The following is an 18,026-nucleotide window of genomic DNA, read 5'->3' on the forward strand; positions in this document are numbered from 1 at the left end:
GGCGGCGGGGCGCACGATCCCGCACCGGGAGGAGAACAGGATGAAGCGCCATTCGAAACAGGTCGCGTTTGCGGCCGTTCTCGCCGCCAGCGTCGCCGCGACCACCGCCGCCCACGCGCAGGGCGCGCGGCCCATCGACAAGATCAGCCACGTGGTTGTGCTGTTCCTGGAGAACAGGTCCTTCGACAATCTGTTTGGGACGTTCCCTGGCGCCGAAGGGATCGAGCAAGCCATCGCGAAAGGCCAGACTCTGCAGCGCGACGCCTCGGGCAAGCCTTACGACAAGCTGCCGCCGCCGCACAAGAATGGCCCCTTCGACGTGTCTGACAATCCCAAGGAGATCCGTGAGCTTCCTTTCGGCGACCGCCCGAACGCGCCGTTCGCGATCGACAAGATGGCGCCCGAAATCAGCACGGCCGTGAACACCCGGGATCTCGTGCATCGCTTCTATACCAACCGTACGCAGATCAATGGCGGCAAGAACGACCTTTTCGCGGCCTATTCGGACGCCGGCGGGCTCGCGATGGGCTACTATTCGCGCGACGCGATGGAGAAGTCGACCTTGTGGAAGCTGGCGCGCGACAACGCCCTGCTCGACCACTTCTTCATGGGCGCCTTTGGCGGCTCATTCCTGAACCACATCTACCTCGTCTGCGCTTGCGCGCCCGTGTGGAACGGCGCTCCCGAGGCGCAGCGCTCCAAGCTCGATGCGGATGGCCGGCCCGTGCCGGACCCCAAGAAGCCAGGCGATTTCGAGGACAATCGGGTCGTTGCGGCGGCGGATGGCGATTACGCGGTCAACACCGTCCAGTCCGTATTCCTGAACAACGGCGGGCAGGGCGCGAACCTGCTGCCTGCCCAGACCATCCCCAATATCGGCGACCGCCTCTCGGCCAAGGGCGTCGACTTCGCCTGGTATTCGGGCGGCTTCGACCTCGCGGCTCGCACGGACCGGACCGAGGAGGAATCGAAGTATCTCGCCGGGTCGGTCCGGTTCCAGTGGCACCATCAGGCGTTCGCGTATTGGAAGCGCTTTGACCCGACTACCCCGGGTGGGCTGGCCGAGCGCACAAAGCATCTGAAGGATGTCGCCAAGCTCGACGCCGACATCCAGGCCGGGACATTGCCGCCCGTTACCTTCTACAAGCCGTCCGGCAAGCTGAACCAGCACCCCGGATACGCCGAGCTCGACAAGGGCGACGGCGAGGTGGCCCGCATCGCCGACCTCCTGGCCAAGAGCCCGATAAAGGACAGCTATGCGCTGATCATCACCTATGACGAGAATGGCGGCTTCTTCGACCACGTCGCCCCGCCGAGCGGCCCGGCCGCCGGCGCACGCGCCGACTTCATCGGCCCGGCCACCCGGGTGCCGACGCTGGTGGTGTCGCCGCTGGTGAAGAAGGGCTTGATCGACCACACCGAGTACGACACTGGCTCGATCCTCAAGCTCATCACCGAGCGCTTCGACCTTGAGCCGCTGCCGAGCCCGCGCGTGCAGGCCGTCAACTCGCTCGCGAAAGTCTTCGACGCCAAGTAGGCGTCACGCCGAGCGACGATCTCTCAGCCGGCTGAAAAAGGCCGCGATCCGCATCCGGGTCGCGGCCGCATAACTTTTGATCGCGATCCAGGCCGGCCGCGAGCGCAACCACGCCATCGCGACATCGCGCACGCGCTCCACGAGCAGCGCGATGCGGGCAAACCACGCGATGGTGAGCAGCTTGTCGCGGCCTGCCTGGTAGATGCGCTCCACCAGCACGAAGCTGGCGCCGTGACCAAGGACCAACGTCGGAATGGCGATCCGCACATGGCCGGTTCCGAGCCAGTAAAGCCCCAAGAGCTTCAGCGGTTCGAGCAGGACGAATGGTACCAGGAACGCCGCGAGCACCCCGTAGGGCGGCAGGGCGCCGACCGCGTGTTCGAGCCACTGCATGAACTTGAGGCGGCTCAGGAGACGGATCAGCGGCCGATACAGCGGCCTGATCAGTTCGTCGGCGAGAACGAACGGCAGGACGACGGCGTCGACCACCGGCCCGAGCACGCGCATCGGGCCGGTTCGTTTCGGCGGCGGGGGAGACGCGAGCGTCATGCCGCAGCTCGGAGGGCGGTGAGCGCGTTCACTCCGCTCAGCCGGCGCTCGCCGCATCCAGCTCGGCGATGTCCTGGGCGGCGAGCTTGAGGCTCATCGACGCCGCCAATTCCCGCACCTGCTCGACGCTCGTCGCGCTCGCGATCGGGGCCGTAATGCTGGGGCGGGCGATCTGCCAGGCCAGCGCTACACGCGCAGGCGTCGCGGCGCGCCGGGCCGCCACCGCGTCCAGCGCCGCCAGGATGCGATAGCCGCGATCGTTCAGGTAGCGGCTGATGCTGCGCGCGCCGCGTGGGCTCTTGCCGAGATCCGCTTCAGATCGGTACTTGCCGGTGAGGAAGCCGGCCGCCAATCCAAAGAACGGGATTACGCTCACCTGGTTGGCGAGGCATACGGGCTCGAGCCCGTTCTCGTAGTCGGCCCGGGTGTAGAGGTTGTATTCCGGCTGCATCGTCTCGTAGCGCGGCAAGCCGTGCTGTTCGGAGAGCGTCAGCGCTTCCGAGAAGCGCTCCGGCGAATAGTTGCTCGCCCCGATGATCCGCACCTTGCCGGCCTTCACGAGTTCCGCGTAGGCGCCCAAAGTCTCGGCCTGGGGCGTGTCGGGATCGTCCTTGTGCGACTGGTAGAGGTCGATGCGGTCCGTCTGCAGGCGGCGCAGCGATACCTCCACGGCTTGGCGGATATAGTCGGGCTTCAGCCCGACCTTGCCGTCGCCCATGTCCATGCCGACCTTGGTGGCCAGCACGATGCGGTCGCGATTGCCGCGCGCCTTCATCCACTTGCCGATGATGGTCTCCGACTCGCCGCCGACATGTCCCTCGGCCCAGCGCGAATAGACGTCGGCCGTATCGATAAACGTAAGCCCGGCCGCAAAGGCGGCGTCCAGCACCTCGAAGGAGCGCGTCTCGTCGATGGTCCAGCCGAACACGTTGCCGCCCAGGCACAACGGCGGAACGGCAATGTCGGAGCGGCCAAGGGTGCGAGTTTCCATGCGGAATGTCCTTTTCTGATCTGCGGCGCAAACCATAACGGGGGCTCAACGCACGCGCCGCACAAAATGGGGCGCCGTCGCTTCTCATCCACGTGGGTCGCAACTATAATCTTTTGCTCAGATTGAGCATATGTTGACGTCGCGGTCCGCACGGTTCGGCGCGCTGCGTATCGTGCTCGGAACCGGGAGCGCCCGGGCGGCTTCGAAACGGGATGACGGCGATGGAATTCCGCTCCATTTATCGGCACGGCTTCGCTCGGGTGGCGGCCTGCACCACCGTGACCCGCTTGGGCGACCCGCTGGCCAACGTGGAACGGATCCTGGACGTCGCCCGGCAGGTTCATGACCAAAACGCCGCCGTGGCTGTGTTTCCGGAGCTCGCGCTGTCGGGCTACTCCATCGATGATCTGTTTCTACAGGATACGCTCCTCGACGCCGTCGAGGCGGCTGTCGAGGCGCTGATCGGGGGCTCCCAGGACCTCCGCCCGCTTCTGCTGGTCGGCGCGCCGCTGCGCTGGGAGGGACGCATCTACAACTGCGCGCTCGCCATCCAACGCGGCCGACTGCTGGGCGTCGTGCCCAAGATCCACCTGCCGAACTACCGCGAATTCTACGAGCGCCGCTGGTTCGCGTCAGGACTCGACACGGATGGCGGCATGATCACGCTGGCCGGGCACGAGGCCGCCTTCGGGCCCGACCTCCTGTTCGACGCGCAGGACGTGCCGGGCCTCGTGGTGCACGCCGAGATCTGCGAAGACCTGTGGGTGCCGGCGCCGCCGAGCGGCTTCGGCGCGCTGGCGGGCGCTACGGTGCTCGCCAACCTCTCGGCCAGCAACATCACCATCGCGAAGGCCGAGACGCGGGCCCAGCTTTGCGCGTCGCAGTCGGCGCGTTGCCTGGCCGCCTACCTGTATGCGGCGGCGGGCGCTGGCGAGTCGACCACCGATCTTGCCTGGGACGGCCAGACCTCCATCTACGAGAACGGCGCACTGCTGGCCGAAAGCGCGCGATTTCCCGAGGGCGCGCAATACGTGCTCGCCGACGTCGACCTCGACCGCCTGCGGCAGGAGCGCGCCCGGCAGGGCACGTTCGACGACAATCGCGGCCTTGCAGCCGGGGCCATCGCGTTCCGCCGGATCGGTTTTGCCGTGGAGCCGCACGGAGAGGACTGCGGCTTCATGCGCCGGGTCGAGCGCTTCCCGTTCGTACCCGCCGACCCGGAGCGCCTCGCGCAGGACTGCTACGAAGCCTACAACATTCAGGTCGCCGGCATCGTGCAGCGGCTCAAGGCCTCAGGCGTCAAGCGGGCTGTGATCGGGGTTTCGGGCGGCCTGGATTCCACCCAGGCGCTGATCGTCGTCGCCAAAGCGATGGACCTGCTGAAGCGCCCGCGCACCGACATCATGGCCTACACGATGCCGGGTTTCGCCACAGGCGATGAAACCAAGGCCAACGCTATCGCGCTGATGTCCTCGCTCGGAGTGACCTGGAGCGAGCTCGACATCCGCCCTGCCGCTCGCCAAATGCTGGCCGATCTCGACCACCCGTTCGCAAAAGGCGAGGCGGTCTACGACGTCACCTTTGAAAACGTTCAGGCGGGGCTCCGGACCGACTACCTGTTTCGGCTCGCCAATCACAACGACGGCATGGTGATCGGCACAGGCGACCTTTCGGAACTCGGCCTCGGCTGGTGCACCTACGGGGTCGGGGACCAGATGTCCCACTATAACGTCAACGCCGGCGTGCCCAAGACGCTGATCCAACACCTGATCCGCTGGGTCATTGCATCCGGCCAATTCGACGACAGCGTTGGCAGGACGCTCGACGCCATCTTGGGAACCGAGATTTCGCCCGAGCTGGTGCCCGTGGAGGCCGGTGAGAAACCGCAGAGCACGGAGGCCAAGGTTGGCCCGTACGAGCTGCAAGATTTCAACCTGTTCTACACGCTGCGCTACGGCTTCCGGCCTTCCAAGATCGCCTTCATGGCGCTGCACGCCTGGGGCGACCCGGAATCCGGCGCATGGCCGCCGGGATTTCCGGACGATCGCCGCCGGGCGCATGGTCTGCCGGAGATCCGCCGCTGGCTGGAGGTGTTCCTCCGCCGCTTCTTCGCCTTCAGCCAGTTCAAGCGCTCGGCCATGCCGAACGGGCCCAAGGTGGTCGCGGGCGGCTCGCTGTCGCCGCGCGGCGACTGGCGTGCGCCATCGGATGGGAACGCCGACGTCTGGCTGGCCGAACTGGAACGCAACGTCCCGAAGGAGTAGGTCCTGCATGTCCGAAGATGACGCGCTGCCCTACGGCCCCCTGCGGCCGGAAACAACGGTGCATCTCTGCGTCGACATGCAACGCCTGTTCGCCGAAGACACGCCTTGGCGAACGCCCTGGATGACCCGCGTGACCCCCGCAGTGGTGCGGCTGGTCGAGCCCCGCCCCGAACGGACGATTTTCACCCGCTTCATGCCGGCCCAGCGGCCAGGCGAAGGCCAGGGAACTTGGAAGCGCTATTATGAGCGCTGGGCCGACGTGACGGTTGAACGCATTGGCGACGACATGGTCGACCTGGTCGCCGATCTCCGCCGCTTTGCCCCGCCCGCGCGGGTGCTGGACAAACAGGTGTACTCGCCCTGGATCGACGCCGGGCTCGAAGGCGTGTTGCACGACATGAGGGCTGACACCGTCGTGGTCAGCGGCGGCGAGACTGACGTGTGCGTGCTGGCCGCGGTTCTGGGCGCGGTGGACCGCGGCTACCGTGTTGTGGTCGCCACGGACGCGCTTTGCAGCTCATCGGACGAAACACACGACGCAATGATGACGCTCTACCATCGGCGTTACGGTCAGCAGGTGGAGACTGCCGCCACGGACGTGATCTTGCGCGAATGGCGCTAGCGAGACTGCCGAGCGCTCTTGGGGAGGGGCGCGCGCTGCGACGCGCCCCGGCCGTGGACTACATGGTCTTAGCGGCGCCCTTCTGCAGCGCCTGGGCGGCTTCGAGGTGCTTTTGCAGGTCAGGCAGCGTCTGGCTGGCGTAGTCGCCCGCCGGGTCGCCCTTCATCTTCGACGCTTTGGTGTATTCGGCGATGTCCTTCTTGTGGTCCATCACGGCGTGCTGGGCGAAGGCCTTGTCGAAGGCGGCGCCGGTCAGCTTTTGCATCTTGGCCATATCGGCCTTTTGCTTCTTGCTCGGCTCGGTCGGGACCGTGACGTTCATCTGCTGAGCCACCGCCTGGGCCTTGTCGTTGGCGGCTCCGTGGTCGGTCGCCAGCATCTGGCCATACTGCTTCACGGCGTCGGACTGGCCGTTCTGCTGCGCCAGCTGGCCCATAGAGACTTCAGCCATGTTGCCCTGGATGGCCTTGGTGATGAACGCCTTGCTGGCGGGCTCCTTCGCGAAGGCCACGCCGCCCGGGAGCGCCAAAGCGAAAGCTGCGCTCATGCCGAGGAGCGCATTGCGGGACATTGTGTTGCGCATCTTGACGTTTCCCTTGCTGCTTGTGGGCCGCTAGCGCGGCGGATGTGGCAAGCAACGGCGTGGGCGCGGGGTGGTTCCTGGGCGGGACCTCGGGTCGCGGCGAAGTCTGCGGGAAGTTCCAAATGGTGCACTCCAGCTCACGAATCCGCTTGACTGTGTGCGAATAGCCAGATTCGGCAACCACTTGGACACAAGTTGGCCGGATTCGCCCGGCACTGAACAGGGGTAACATTCGAGGATCAGGACCATGCAAACGACCGCTCGCGCTGCGCTCGCGGCCGCCATGATCGCCGCGGCGGCGTCCTTTGCGACCGGGGAGGCCGCTGCCCAGCAACCGGTTCCGCAGCCGGCCCAGCAGCCGGCGGCCGAGCCTTGCAATGCGCTGTGCCAGCTGGTGCGCGGCATCGGGGGAGATCGCAATCCGCCGGGCGCGCGGCAGGCTGCCGCGCCGCCGCAGGCGACGGGACAACCCCCGCTGGCGCTCGAGACCGCAAAGCCGAAACACCTGCGGCGCGCGGCCGGCCACGCGCCGCATCGCAACGCTGGGACGTCTGTCAACGATCTTGCCACGTCGGCGGTGCGCGACGCGCCTGCGGCCGCCCGCAACCTCCCGGAAGACGGCGCCGCGCCGCAGGCTGCTGAAGCGACGCCTGCGAAGGCGCCTGCGCCGCCCGCAAAGGCCGGCCCCGCTCGCCTTGGCGTGCTGATGGGCCCGGACGAGGCGCTTGAGCCGATCCTTGCCGACCTGGGCGCCGCGCTGGGACCAAAGGTCAAAGTCGAACCCGTCCGTGGCAAGGCGGCTCCGCTGAAAGACCTTCTGTCGCTGCCGAGCGTCGACATGGCCGTGGTGTCTTCCCCCATGCTGGCCGAGGCCGGGACCGCGGCCGCCAAGCTGGTCTACGTCGCCAAGCTCTTCGGCGAGGAACTGCACGTCGTTGCCGGATCCGAAGTCCGAACGCTCGAGGATCTCGCGGGAAAAGCCGTGTATCTCGGGGCTCCGGGCGGCGACAGCGAACTCGTCGCCCGCGCCGCGCTGGCGCAGCGTGGCGTGGCCGTGACGCCAGCCGGCGGAACGCTGGCGGAAGCACTCGTGGGTCTGCGCGAAGGCCGTATCGCGGCCGTGATGCTGCTGGCCCCCAAGCCCTTTGCGCCCATCGCAGAGCTGGGTGGGGGAGGGGGATTGCACCTCGTCCCGGTGTCGTATGCGGCCTTGGGCGAAAACTACGACCCCGCTTCCTTTTCCAGCGCCGACTATCCGGGGCTCGTGCGTGACGGCGAGCGCGTCGAGACCGCGGCCGTGGATGCGGTTCTGATTGCTCCCTGGTGGCGGGAGAGCTCGCCGCGCCAGCAAGAGCTGACGACCGCCTCGCGGGCGCTGATGGAGCGTTTTCCCGAATTGCTGAAGGAGGGTCGCCATCCCAAGTGGAAGGAGACCAACCTCGCCGCCGTGGTGGACGGCAAGCGGCGGCTGAAGGCCGCCGACCAGTGGGTGCAGAGCCAGATCAAGAGACGGCGCGCCGCCTCGGCGGCGCAGTGATCCGGCTGATCGAGGAGGAGTTGAATGCTCAGTCCTGACGCCATCGACCGCGACGCCCCTATCGGGGCCGCGCGGTTGCGCAACAGCGGTCCCCGAAAGGCTCCGCTTGCGCGCAAGAAGCGGAAAGGCGCCTGGAAGCCTTTCGTGGGTGCGGCCGTGATCGCCCTCATGGCGGCGGGCCTCGCCACCGTGATCGTGCAGGCGCTCGCGCCCGGCGATGCCGATCGGTCCGCGTCCTACCGTCAGGCAGCCGCGCCGGTTTCGCAGCCGCAACCTGCCGAGGTGGCGCCGGCCCCGAAGCCTTCGTCGGTGGCCGCCCTGCCGCAGACGACATCACCGACGCCGGCCGATCAGATGGCTGCGCCTGCAGCGCCTCCTGCGGCGGCTGTTCCCGAGCCGGCTGCTCCGCCCGTGGCGTCCGTCGTGGCTCCGCCCGAGCCGGCGAGCCCCGCGCTGCCGACGCCCGCGCCGATGACGGCTGACCAGAAAGCCGGCGCCGAGGCCGTGGGCGCTCTCGCGACGGGGTCGCTCAACCTGTCCACCCAGGAACTCCTGTCATCGCTGGAGCGTGGCGAGGCGCGGCTGAAGGCCGGCGACATCGCCTCGGCCCGCCGCTACTTCGAGCGGGTCGCCCTTGCCGGAGACGCCCGCGGCGCGACCGCGATGGGACGCACCTTCGATCCCGAAGTTCTCTCCAAGCTGCCGGTGATCGGCCTTGAGCCCGACGCTGCGGCGGCCGCCACCTGGTACGACAAGGCGCGCACGCTGAAGGCCGGTCCGTAATCAGTGCGCGGCCTGGCGGGAGTAACTCCCTGATCGCACGATAAAGGGCTCCCTCTCGGCCGAGAGGGAGCCCTTCTCACATCATCGAGTAGGGTTTGATCAGCCCTTCACGAACGCGCAGCCGCCGTCCGCCATCGGCCGGAACGCCTTGTCGGCCGGGATGGTGGCGAGCGTCTTGTAAAGGTCCCATTCGCCCTTGGACTCAGACGGCTTCTTGACCTCGAACAGATACATGTCGTGCAGCTTGCGGCCGTCCGGGCGGATCGAGCCCTTGCCGAACAGCGGGTCGTCGGTGGGCATTTCCTTCATCTTGTTGATGACCTTCAGGCCGTCATCCTTGGCCTTCATGGCCTCGATCGCCTTTAGATAGTGGAGCGTGCCCGCATAGACGCCGGCCTGCACCATGCTGGGCATCTTGCCGTTGTTCTTCTCGGCAAAGCGCTTGGAGAAAGCTCGTGTCTGGTCGTTGTTGTCCCAGTAGAAGGACTCGGTCAGCACGAGGCCCTGCGCGACGTTCAGTCCGAGGGATTTCACGTCGGAAATAAACACCAGCAGGCCAGCGATGCTCTGGCCGCCCTTCACGATGCCGAATTCCGCCGCTTGCTTTACCGAGTTGATGGTGTCGCCGCCCGCGTTGGCGAGCGCCACCACCTTGGCCCCGGAGGCTTGCGCCTGGAGCAGGAAGGACGAGAAGTCCGTGCCCGGGAACGGGTGCTTCACAGAGCCGACGACCTTGCCGCCTGCCTTGGTGACCAGCGCCGAGGCGTCGCGCTCCAGCGCCGCCCCGAAGGCGTAGTCGGCCGTGATGAAGAACCACGTGTTGCCGCCGCGCTGCACCATGGCGGTGCCGGTGCCGTTGGCGAGCGCCCAGGTGTCATAGGTCCAGTGAATCGTGTTCGGCGAGCACTGCGCCCCGGTGAGATCGGACGTCCCGCCGCCCGAATTGATATAGACCTTGTTCTTTTCCTTGGTGATCTGCGACACGGCCAGCGCCACCGACGAGGTCGGCACGTCGATGATCATGTCGACGCCGTCGCGATCATACCACTGCCGCGCGATCGCGGCGCCGATGTCGGGCTTGTTCTGGTGGTCGGCGACGACGATCTCGGCCTTGATGCCTTTGTCGGCGGCCTTGAAGTCCTCCACCGCCATGCGGGCCGCGATGGCCGAGCCTTCACCCGTGATGTCGGCGTAGAGGCCGGACCGGTCGTTCAGGACGCCGATTTTCACGGAGGTCTGTGCCTGCGCTGAGACGGCGGCGAGCGTCATCGCTGCGCTGAGCAGCCACGTTTTCATGTTCATTGTTTCATTCCCTCCCTAAGGGACGGAAAGAGTAGGCGAAAGCGCGGCCCTGAGGGAAGAGCATTCGGAAAACGGCGTTCCTGCCGCGCCCGTCGAGCGCAAATCCTGGGTCGGCGGTGGGGCGTCGCGCGGTCCGTCGCGCGCCGGTTCACCAGCATGGTAAGGGAAAGTTCAACGCTTCTGCTGCAACTTGACCCATAGCGGGTCCGGGCCCGCCTGTTCGTGCGTGGAGAGTTCAATGCGAAGCGACGCCACCCTGGCAGCCGACGCGGTCACGATCATGGCCATGATGGAGGCGCTGCGCGTCGCTTTCGAGGCGGCGACGGACGGCGGCGCGCGCGACCCGGACGACCTCGACCGGCGCATTCTGCGCGAGGTCAAGCAAATGGAGCTGCCAAGCTATTCCTATGGGGCCCAGGCCAAGGGCATCGAGGAGGCGATAGCGTGCATCCGGCTCGCCGTCGACCAGGCGCGCCGCAAGGCCGCCTGAGCAACTTTAGCCAGCCATGCAGGCCTTTTCGGCCAGCATCTCGCGCGCAACCCGGCCAGCCTGAACCAGCCGGAGCTCCGACACCGCGATGTCGGCGAGATTACGAAGGACGATCGTCTCGGCGCGGCTCAGCGTGCGCGGCTTTGTATCGATGATGCAGACGCTGCCGACCCGACACCCGCTTGCCGGGACGATCGGGGCCCCGGCGTAGAAGCGGATATGCGGCTGCCCGACCACGAAGGGGTTCTTGGCCGAGCGCGTATCCCTGAGCGTGTCCTGGATCACCAGAACGTCGTCGCCCATGATCGTGTGGCTGCAAAACGCATCCTCTCGGCGCAGAACGGAGGCTTGCAGACCGATCTTCGCCTTGGCCCAGGCGCGGTCGCTGTCGATGAACGTCACCAGCACGATTGGAACGTGGAAGTATTCCTGCGCAATCTGGCAGATGCGGTCGAACGCCGGGGAGGCGTTTGTATCCACGATCTCCAAGCGGTCGAGCGCCTTCTGGCGAGCCGTTTCATTGGCGGGAACGGGATACATCAATCATCCTCGACTGCGAGAGATGATCCTTGTCACGTCAGCATGAACTACGCCATGCGGTGTAACCCGTGCGTAAAAATACGCCGCTGGTCACCGTTCACCGCAGAAAAACAACAAAAATCAAAATAAATAACAACTCTAACAATGCTTGATCTTCGCAAGTCGTCGACTACACGTTGGGATTATCTCCCCTTCCAGCGGGGCGACCGCTTTTCCAGAAACGAATCAATGCCTTCCCTGAAATCCTCGCTCGTGTAGCAAAGCACGACCAGATCGTCGCCTTGGACGTCGGCCGAACGCCGACGGATGCGGGCCAACGCTTCCTTTGTCGCTCGCAGCGTTAACGGAGCCTGACCGGCGACGAGCCGCGCGAGGGCGTCGGCGCGGGCGGGCAGCGCGGCCACATCCTCGACCAACTCCGTGACAAGGCCGATCGCCTTCGCCTCGGCGGCGTCTACCAGCCGCGATGTGAAAATCAGGTCCTTGACCCGGGCGGGGCCGATCAGCGCCGCCAGCCGCGCATAGTTGCTGACCGAAAGGCAGTTGCCGAGCGTGCGCGCGATCGGAAATCCGAACCGGGCGTTCGAGGCCGCGATGCGCAGATCGCAACAGGCCGCGATGGCCGCCCCTCCGCCCGTGCACGCGCCCGCGAGGGCCGCGATGGTCGGAACCAGGCAATCCTCCAGTGCGGTCAGAACGCGCTCGATCTTGCTCTCATACGCAATTGCGTCCTCGGGCGTCGAGAAAGCCCTGAATTGCGCGATGTCGGTGCCGGCCGCGAAGGCCTTGTCGCCGGCCCCGGTGATCACGAGCGCCCGCACGTCCGTCTGTCCGCTCAGCGAGGAGCAGATTTCGGCGAGCCGCTCATACATCTCGAAGGTGAGGGCGTTGCGGGACGCCGGACGATTGAGAACCAGACGCGCGACGCCGTCCTCGACCGAATAAAGAATTTCGTCCGACATCCGTTTTCTCCAGCTCGTCTGAACGGCTGGTTAGCACGCCAAAAGGGCGGCGAGAAACGAAGCGAGAAAGTCGAGGCCAAAAAGAAGAAGCCCCCGCAAGCTTTGGAGCTTGCGAGGGCTTCGTGCAATCTGGAGGGGGCATTCTCAGCTTGCGGACCGATAACGTCCCGCGCTGGCCACGGTTCCGGCGCGTGGTGAAAAAAGTTGATGGTCTCCGACGGATTGTCCTAGCGCGCGCATTTGGATAGGTCTGCGCCCACACGCAAGGAGTCCACCATGGCCGACAGCCTCCCAGACCGCCTCTCGGTCGACCCGAAGAGCCCCTACTACAACGAAGCCGTGCTCGGTCGCGGCGTCGGCATCCGCTTCAAGGGCGTCGATAAGACCAACGTCGAGGAATACTGCGTCAGCGAAGGCTGGGTGCGCTTGAGCGTCGGGACCACCAAGGACCGTTTCGGCAACCCAATGACCATCAAGCTGAAGGGCCCGGTTGAGCCGTACTACAACGGCCCCGCCGTTGAAGACGCTTCCGCTCCGGCTGATGAAGGCCAGGGCTGACGCTCGTTCAGCCGAGCGCGGTCCGGTCGATAGAACGTCCGCGACCTCACCACAGCGTCTTGCGGGCGCGCTCGGGCCAATCGCGGTCGTAGGCCTCGCCCCCGACCGCGCCTTCCGTCATGTCGGCGAGAATCTGGCCGGGCGAAGGCAAGTCTTGCGGGTCGACGCGCTGCTCCGGGTTCCAGAGTTCTGACCGAACGATGGCGCGTGCGCACTGGAAATAGACTTCCTCCACGCCGATCACGATCACGCTGCGCGGAGCCTTGCCGTCCTGCGCGAAGCTGTCGAGCAACCCCGGCTCCTTGCTGACGCGGGCGCGGCCGTTCACCCGCAGGGTATGGCCGAGACCCGGGATCAGGAAGAGCAGGCCCACGCGTGGGTCCCGCACGATATTGCGCAACGAATCGATCCGGTCGTTCCCGCGCCGGTCTGGCATCAGCAGCGTGCGGTCATCATGGATCCGCACGAAGCCCGGGACGTCGCCCCGAGGTGAACAGTCGAGCCCTTCGGGCCCGCTTGTCGCCAGCGCACAGAATGGGGAGCTTTCCAGCAGCGCCCGGTAGTGCCGCGTCATCCGGTCCGAGACCTTGACGGTGGAGGCCGCGACGGGCGTCCCGTAGAGCGCCTCCAGATCAGCGACGGTCTCGACGTAAAAGGCGGAATCGAGCGGCGGCATGGGCTGTCTCCTGGGACTCCACCGTTGAACCCGACAACGTCGTCGCCCGCAAGAGCCGGCCCTTGATCATGATGCGCTAACGGAGATCGCCAGCCGAACAGCTTCCGGGATGGGCTCCACGAGCCGCGCCGGAATGACGTTGCGAAGACTCCGGGCCGCCGACGCGAGCGGACCGCCGCCAATGATGATCGCGCGTGCGCCCGCCTGAACAGCGTCGCAGCACGCGCCGTGAAGCGCATCCCGCAACGCGGACGCATCCGCCATCAGGGTCACGGGATCACCCGGGGGCAGGAACACGCCGAGAAACGAGTCGCCTCGATAGGTGCGGCCCATGGCGCTGATAGAAGTGACGAGATCGGGCGTGGTCGTCACCACCGCGACCGGATACCCCGCCGGTGCGGCCCGAAACGCCGCCTCGCCGATACCAACCACCGGCATGGAAAGAGCCCTCCGGAGCCCCGCCAATCCGGGGTCGCCGAACGCCGATACGATTACAGCGTCGGGCGCTAGGGCCGCAATCTCGTCGGCCATCCCGGCGACCGTCAGCGCGGCCGCCGCAAGCGCGTCCTCTTGGGTGATCAGCGGCGGCCCGCTCGGGGCCGTGATGCCGGTAACGGTCGCGCGACCGCCGGCCGCTTCCCCGGCGATCGCCACCATGGCGGCGGTGGTGGCCGCGTTGGTGTTCGGATTCACGAGAAGGATGCGCATCGAAGAACGCTACACTGTTTCGGCCACCCGGATGCACGCCGCCGTATGCGCCGGGCCGACCTCGGCGAGCGGCGGGACGATCTCGCGGCATTGGGGCGCGGCAAGCGAGCAGCGCGGCGCGAACGCGCAGCCGGGCGGCAAGGCCGTGAGATCCGGCGGAGAACCCGGGATGGTTTCCAGCCGGTCGCCCTTCTGGGCGCGCTCCACCCGCGAGGCGAGGAGGCCGCGCGTATAGGGGTGCCGGGGCCCCCGGATGACGTCGCGCACCGAGCCGCTTTCCACCACGCGGCCCGCATACATCACGGCGATTCGGTCGGCGATCTCCACCGCGACGCCGATGTCGTGCGTGACGAAGATGATCGATAGTCCGAGTTCACGCTGCAACTCCCGCAGCAGAAGCAGGATCTGGATCTGCACGGTCGCGTCGAGCGCCGTGGTGGGTTCGTCCGCCAGCAGCACGCTGGGCCGGCACGCCAGCGCCAGCGCGATCATTGCGCGCTGGCGCATGCCGCCGGACATCTCGTGCGGGTAGGCGTCAAGCCGTCGATCGGGGGAGGGGATGCGCACCCGCTCGAACAGCGCCAGGGCGCGCTTGCGAGCGTCCGCAGCGGAGATTTTTTCGTGCCGACGGATAGCCTCGGTGATCTGCGCGCCCACGGTGTAGACCGGGTCCAGCGCCAGCATGGGCTCCTGGAAGATCATCGAGACAACGCCGCCCCGAAAATCGGCGAGTTCGCCAGGCGACAGTTCCAGCACGTCGCGGCCGGCGACCCGGATCGAGCCGGTCATGCGCGAGCGCTTGGGCGGATGCAGGCGCAGCAGCGAGCGCAGGGTGACGCTCTTGCCCGAGCCGGATTCGCCGAGCAGCGCCAGCACCTCGCCCTGGCCCAGCGACAGCGACACGCCATCCACCGCGCGCACCGGCTTGGACCCGCCCGTGAACGTGACGCTGAGGTTCTCGATCGCGACGGCCTCGGTCATGCGGCGGCCTCTACGGGAGCGGGCGCGCGGCTATGGCCGGAGCCCGGCAGCGCCATCAGGCAGGCGGCCTCCTGCAGGCCTTCCATCGCGGCCAGAGGCGGCTCCTGGACCGAGCAGACAGGTTCCGCAAGGGCGCAGCGCGTGTGGAATCGGCAGCCGCTCGGCGGATTGATGGGGTTGGGCGGATCGCCCGTGAGCGGCGCTTCGGCGCTGCGCGCGTCCGGATCCATCTTGGGCATCGAGGCCAGCAGCGCGGCCGTGTAGGGATGGCGCGGGGCGCCGAACACGGCAGGACCTTCGCCGATCTCCGCCACCTTGCCGAGATACATCACCATCACGCGGTCGACGATGAATTTCACGACGTTGAGGTCGTGCGAGATGAACACGTAAGTGAGCCCGAACTCGTCCTTGAGGTCCTGCAGGAGGTTCAGCACCTGCGCCTCCACGGATTTGTCCAGCGCCGACACGGCCTCGTCGAGGATTACGAGGCGCGGCTCGAGCGCGAGCGCGCGCGCGATGTTGATGCGCTGGCGCTGCCCGCCCGAGAGCTCATGCGGGTAACGGCCCGCGAATCGCCCGGGCTCCAGCCCGACGCGCGCCAGCAGGTCATGCGCCTTGGCGCGCGCCTTCGCGGCCGAAACGCCATGAACTTGCGGCCCATAGGCGATCGATTCCTCGATGGTGAGGCGCGGGTTCAGGGACGCGTAGCTGTCCTGGAACACCATTTGAACCTGACGGCGATAGGCGGTGAGGTCGAGGTCCGCGCCCACTTTCTCGCCGTCGAACACCATCTCGCCGGAGTCGGCCTTGATCAGGTGCATCAGGAGCCGCGCCGTGGTGGACTTGCCGCAGCCGCTCTCGCCGACGACGCCCAGCGTCTCGCCCTTGCGGATGTCGAACGACACGCCATCCACGGCGCGCACCACCGCGCCCTTGCCGAACAGGCCTTTTCCTTTCACCGGGAAATGCTTCACGAGATCGCGGACGCTGAGCAGCGGCTGCGCCGGGCCGCCACGGTCGGGGCCGTCCGGCAGGTGAGCGGGTTCGCCGATGATCATGACTTCACGTCCATGGCGCTGCGCAGCCCGTCCGAGACCATGTTGAAAGCGATCGACGTGATGAAGATCATCACGCCCGGCAGCGCCGCCACCATCGGCTGCGTATAGATCGCGGTGCGCAGCGTGTTCAGCATCAGGCCCCACTCGGGCTCCGGCGGCCGAACGCCGAGGCCGAGAAACGACAGGCCGGACGCCAGGATCATCGACACCGACACGAGGCTGGTGGCGTAGACGAAGATCGGCCCGAGCACGTTGCCGAGCACATGCACGCGGATGATGGACCCCGCCTTGGCCCCGGAGGCGCGCGCGGCGTCGATGTAGTCCAGCCCGCGCACCTGCGTGGTGACGCTTTCGGCTACGCGCGCGATCGGCGGCACGAAGACGAGCGTCAGCGACACCAGCGCGTTGGTCAGCCCGGCTCCTAGCGCGCCGGAGAGCGCCACCGCGAGCAGCACCGATGGGAAAGCGTAGAACACGTCCACGGTGCGCATGATCAACGTGTTGGTGAGCCCGCCCACATAGCCGGCCGTGATGCCCAGTAGCGAGCCGATCACGAACGCGATCGGCACCGGGGTCACGCCCATCAGCAGCGAAAGCCGTCCGCCGTGGATGAGCCGCGAAAGCATGTCGCGTCCGAGCTCGTCCGCGCCGAGCGGATAGCCCGGGAAGCCGATCGGTTTCAAGCGCCGCAGCATCGACCCCTTGGATGGGTCGGCCGGCGCGATATAGGGGGCGAAGATCGCCATCAGCAGCAGCAGGACGATCACGACCAGGGCCGTCATCGCAACGGGATCGCGCGACAGCCGGCGCAGCACGCCTGTCCAGTAGCCTGGCGAGCGGACCACGGCGGCGTCCACGACGGGAGAGGGGCTCGGGGTCTGCCCGATGGCGGCGCTGAGGCTCATGCGCGTTGCACCCGCGGATCAATGGCGGCCTGGAGAATGTCGACCGTCAGGTTCAAGAACACGAAGAACAGCGCCAGCACGAGAATCGAGCCCTGCAGAAGCGGCAGGTCGCGCTGAAAGATCGCGGCGTTCAGCAGGAAGCCGGTGCCCGGCCACGAGAACACCGTCTCGATCAGGATGGAGCCGCCCAGCAGGTAGCCGAGCTGCAGCCCCATCACGGCGAAAGCCGTGGGCGCCGCGTTCTTGATGACGTGGCGAAACACGCCGCGCTCGGTGAGACCCTTGGCGGCGAGCGCATGGACAAATTCCTGGTTCAGGATCTCGCCCACCAGCGCCTTTACGGTGCGGGCGATGATGCCCATCGGGATCACCGACATGGTGACGGCCGGCAGCACCAGGAAGCGCAGGTAGTCCCAGTCCCAGGAACGGCTGGCGGAGCCCTGCGGCCCGCCGCCGGTGGCGGGCAGCCAGCCGAGCTGCACCGAGAAGATGATCACAAGCACCATGCCGAGCCAGTAGTGCGGGACGCTGACGCCGAGCACCGACACGAAGGAGGCGATGCGGTCCACCCAGCCGCCGCGGAAATAGCCGGCCAGGATGCCGAGCCCCGCGCCGGCCACGAAGCCGATCAGCGTGGCGGCGGCCGCGAGCGCGAGCGAGTTCTTCACCGCGTTGAACACTTCGGACGTCACCGGTCGGCCCGTCGCGATGGAGGCGCCGAGATCGCCCTGCACGACGCGCCAGATCCAGAGGCCGTACTGCACCGGCAGCGGCTTGTCGAAGCCGTAGAGCGCCCGCATCTGCTGCTGGAGCTCAAGCGTTGCGTCCACCGGCAGCACGGCCGTCAGAGGGTCGCCGGGCGTGATGTGGACCAGCAGGAAGCAGACGATGCTGACGCCGATCGCGACCGGCAGCACGTAGAGAATGCGCTTCAGGATGTAGAGCAGCATGGGGGCGTCCGGCCTTCACGGGGGCGTCCC

The 18,026-nt window shown here is 66.9% G+C and carries 19 protein-coding genes; 7 read left to right on the forward strand and 12 right to left on the reverse strand.

Annotated features, from left to right (window positions below; genetic code table 11):
• Positions 1–40 precede the first annotated feature (40 nt).
• Positions 41–1,537 carry an acid phosphatase gene (gene acpA / locus IEV99_RS10255; RefSeq protein WP_188517537.1) on the forward strand — a complete coding sequence of 499 codons (1,497 nt, stop codon included), beginning with the start codon at positions 41–43 and terminating at the stop codon, positions 1,535–1,537.
• Positions 1,538–1,540: 3 nt separating this feature from the next.
• On the opposite strand, the gene IEV99_RS10260 is transcribed toward acpA, so the two are convergent.
• On the reverse strand, positions 1,541–2,086 hold the full coding sequence (locus IEV99_RS10260; protein ID WP_188517538.1) for a hypothetical protein: 546 nt from the start codon (positions 2,084–2,086) through the stop codon (positions 1,541–1,543).
• 37 nt (positions 2,087–2,123) lie between these two features.
• Positions 2,124–3,077 carry an aldo/keto reductase gene (locus tag IEV99_RS10265; RefSeq protein WP_188517539.1) on the reverse strand — a complete coding sequence of 318 codons (954 nt, stop codon included), beginning with the start codon at positions 3,075–3,077 and terminating at the stop codon, positions 2,124–2,126.
• A 221-nt stretch (positions 3,078–3,298) separates the two neighbouring features.
• On the opposite strand from IEV99_RS10265, the gene IEV99_RS10270 reads away from it, so the two are divergent.
• Both IEV99_RS10270 and IEV99_RS10275 read left to right on the forward strand, forming a co-directional pair.
• Positions 3,299–5,341 (forward strand): NAD(+) synthase, encoded by a 2,043-nt coding sequence (locus IEV99_RS10270; RefSeq protein WP_188517540.1) that lies wholly within the window; start codon positions 3,299–3,301, stop codon positions 5,339–5,341.
• 7 nt (positions 5,342–5,348) lie between these two features.
• On the forward strand, positions 5,349–5,963 hold the full coding sequence (locus tag IEV99_RS10275) for a cysteine hydrolase family protein (protein WP_188517541.1): 615 nt from the start codon (positions 5,349–5,351) through the stop codon (positions 5,961–5,963).
• Positions 5,964–6,021: 58 nt separating this feature from the next.
• Here IEV99_RS10275 and IEV99_RS10280 read toward each other — a convergent pair whose 3' ends face one another.
• A complete protein-coding gene (locus IEV99_RS10280) occupies positions 6,022–6,546 on the reverse strand; it encodes a DUF4142 domain-containing protein (RefSeq protein ID WP_244643733.1) in 525 nt (174 codons plus the stop codon).
• A 247-nt stretch (positions 6,547–6,793) separates the two neighbouring features.
• On the opposite strand from IEV99_RS10280, the gene IEV99_RS10285 reads away from it, so the two are divergent.
• The gene (locus tag IEV99_RS10285; protein ID WP_188517542.1) at positions 6,794–8,083 is read left to right on the forward strand and encodes a TAXI family TRAP transporter solute-binding subunit; all 1,290 of its coding nucleotides are present in this window, start codon (positions 6,794–6,796) and stop codon (positions 8,081–8,083) included.
• Between the two features lie 24 nt (positions 8,084–8,107).
• Positions 8,108–8,866: a hypothetical protein gene (locus IEV99_RS10290; RefSeq protein ID WP_188517543.1), complete on the forward strand. Its 759-nt coding sequence runs from the start codon at positions 8,108–8,110 to the stop codon at positions 8,864–8,866.
• 99 nt (positions 8,867–8,965) lie between these two features.
• Here IEV99_RS10290 and IEV99_RS10295 read toward each other — a convergent pair whose 3' ends face one another.
• Positions 8,966–10,162, reverse strand: a complete 1,197-nt coding sequence (locus IEV99_RS10295; protein ID WP_188517745.1) for an ABC transporter substrate-binding protein — start codon at positions 10,160–10,162, stop codon at positions 8,966–8,968.
• A 244-nt stretch (positions 10,163–10,406) separates the two neighbouring features.
• Between IEV99_RS10295 and IEV99_RS10300 the strand changes: the two genes are divergently transcribed.
• Entirely contained in the window at positions 10,407–10,658 is a 252-nt protein-coding gene (locus tag IEV99_RS10300; protein ID WP_188517544.1) for a hypothetical protein, read from the forward strand.
• 6 nt (positions 10,659–10,664) lie between these two features.
• On the opposite strand, the gene IEV99_RS10305 is transcribed toward IEV99_RS10300, so the two are convergent.
• Together IEV99_RS10305 and IEV99_RS10310 are read right to left on the reverse strand one after the other, a co-directional pair.
• Positions 10,665–11,198 carry a GAF domain-containing protein gene (locus IEV99_RS10305; RefSeq protein WP_188517545.1) on the reverse strand — a complete coding sequence of 178 codons (534 nt, stop codon included), beginning with the start codon at positions 11,196–11,198 and terminating at the stop codon, positions 10,665–10,667.
• A 182-nt stretch (positions 11,199–11,380) separates the two neighbouring features.
• On the reverse strand, positions 11,381–12,160 hold the full coding sequence (locus IEV99_RS10310; protein WP_188517546.1) for an enoyl-CoA hydratase/isomerase family protein: 780 nt from the start codon (positions 12,158–12,160) through the stop codon (positions 11,381–11,383).
• 276 nt (positions 12,161–12,436) lie between these two features.
• Here IEV99_RS10310 and IEV99_RS10315 point away from each other — a divergent pair, with 276 nt between their 5' ends.
• Complete coding sequence (locus IEV99_RS10315) at positions 12,437–12,718, forward strand: DUF3297 family protein (RefSeq protein WP_188517547.1); 282 nt, start codon at positions 12,437–12,439, stop codon at positions 12,716–12,718.
• Between the two features lie 46 nt (positions 12,719–12,764).
• On the opposite strand, the gene IEV99_RS10320 is transcribed toward IEV99_RS10315, so the two are convergent.
• The 6 genes from IEV99_RS10320 to IEV99_RS10345 form a co-directional block, all read right to left on the reverse strand.
• Positions 12,765–13,394 (reverse strand): pyridoxamine 5'-phosphate oxidase family protein, encoded by a 630-nt coding sequence (locus IEV99_RS10320; protein ID WP_188517548.1) that lies wholly within the window; start codon positions 13,392–13,394, stop codon positions 12,765–12,767.
• Positions 13,395–13,460: 66 nt separating this feature from the next.
• Positions 13,461–14,102, reverse strand: a complete 642-nt coding sequence (locus tag IEV99_RS10325; RefSeq protein ID WP_188517549.1) for an aspartate/glutamate racemase family protein — start codon at positions 14,100–14,102, stop codon at positions 13,461–13,463.
• A gap of 9 nt (positions 14,103–14,111) precedes the next feature.
• Positions 14,112–15,083, reverse strand: coding sequence for an ABC transporter ATP-binding protein (locus tag IEV99_RS10330; RefSeq protein ID WP_188517550.1), 972 nt, complete (start codon positions 15,081–15,083; stop codon positions 14,112–14,114).
• Positions 15,080–16,141: an ABC transporter ATP-binding protein gene (locus tag IEV99_RS10335; RefSeq protein ID WP_188517551.1), complete on the reverse strand. Its 1,062-nt coding sequence runs from the start codon at positions 16,139–16,141 to the stop codon at positions 15,080–15,082. Before IEV99_RS10335 ends, IEV99_RS10330 begins: the two co-directional genes overlap by 4 nt.
• Positions 16,138–17,046 (reverse strand): ABC transporter permease, encoded by a 909-nt coding sequence (locus tag IEV99_RS10340; RefSeq protein ID WP_188517552.1) that lies wholly within the window; start codon positions 17,044–17,046, stop codon positions 16,138–16,140. Before IEV99_RS10340 ends, IEV99_RS10335 begins: the two co-directional genes overlap by 4 nt.
• Positions 17,043–17,996, reverse strand: coding sequence for an ABC transporter permease (locus tag IEV99_RS10345; RefSeq protein ID WP_188517553.1), 954 nt, complete (start codon positions 17,994–17,996; stop codon positions 17,043–17,045). Before IEV99_RS10345 ends, IEV99_RS10340 begins: the two co-directional genes overlap by 4 nt.
• Positions 17,997–18,026: the final 30 nt, after the last annotated feature.

It is taken from the genome of Alsobacter metallidurans (genome assembly GCF_014636935.1).
Lineage (GTDB): Bacteria > Pseudomonadota > Alphaproteobacteria > Rhizobiales > Beijerinckiaceae > Alsobacter > Alsobacter metallidurans.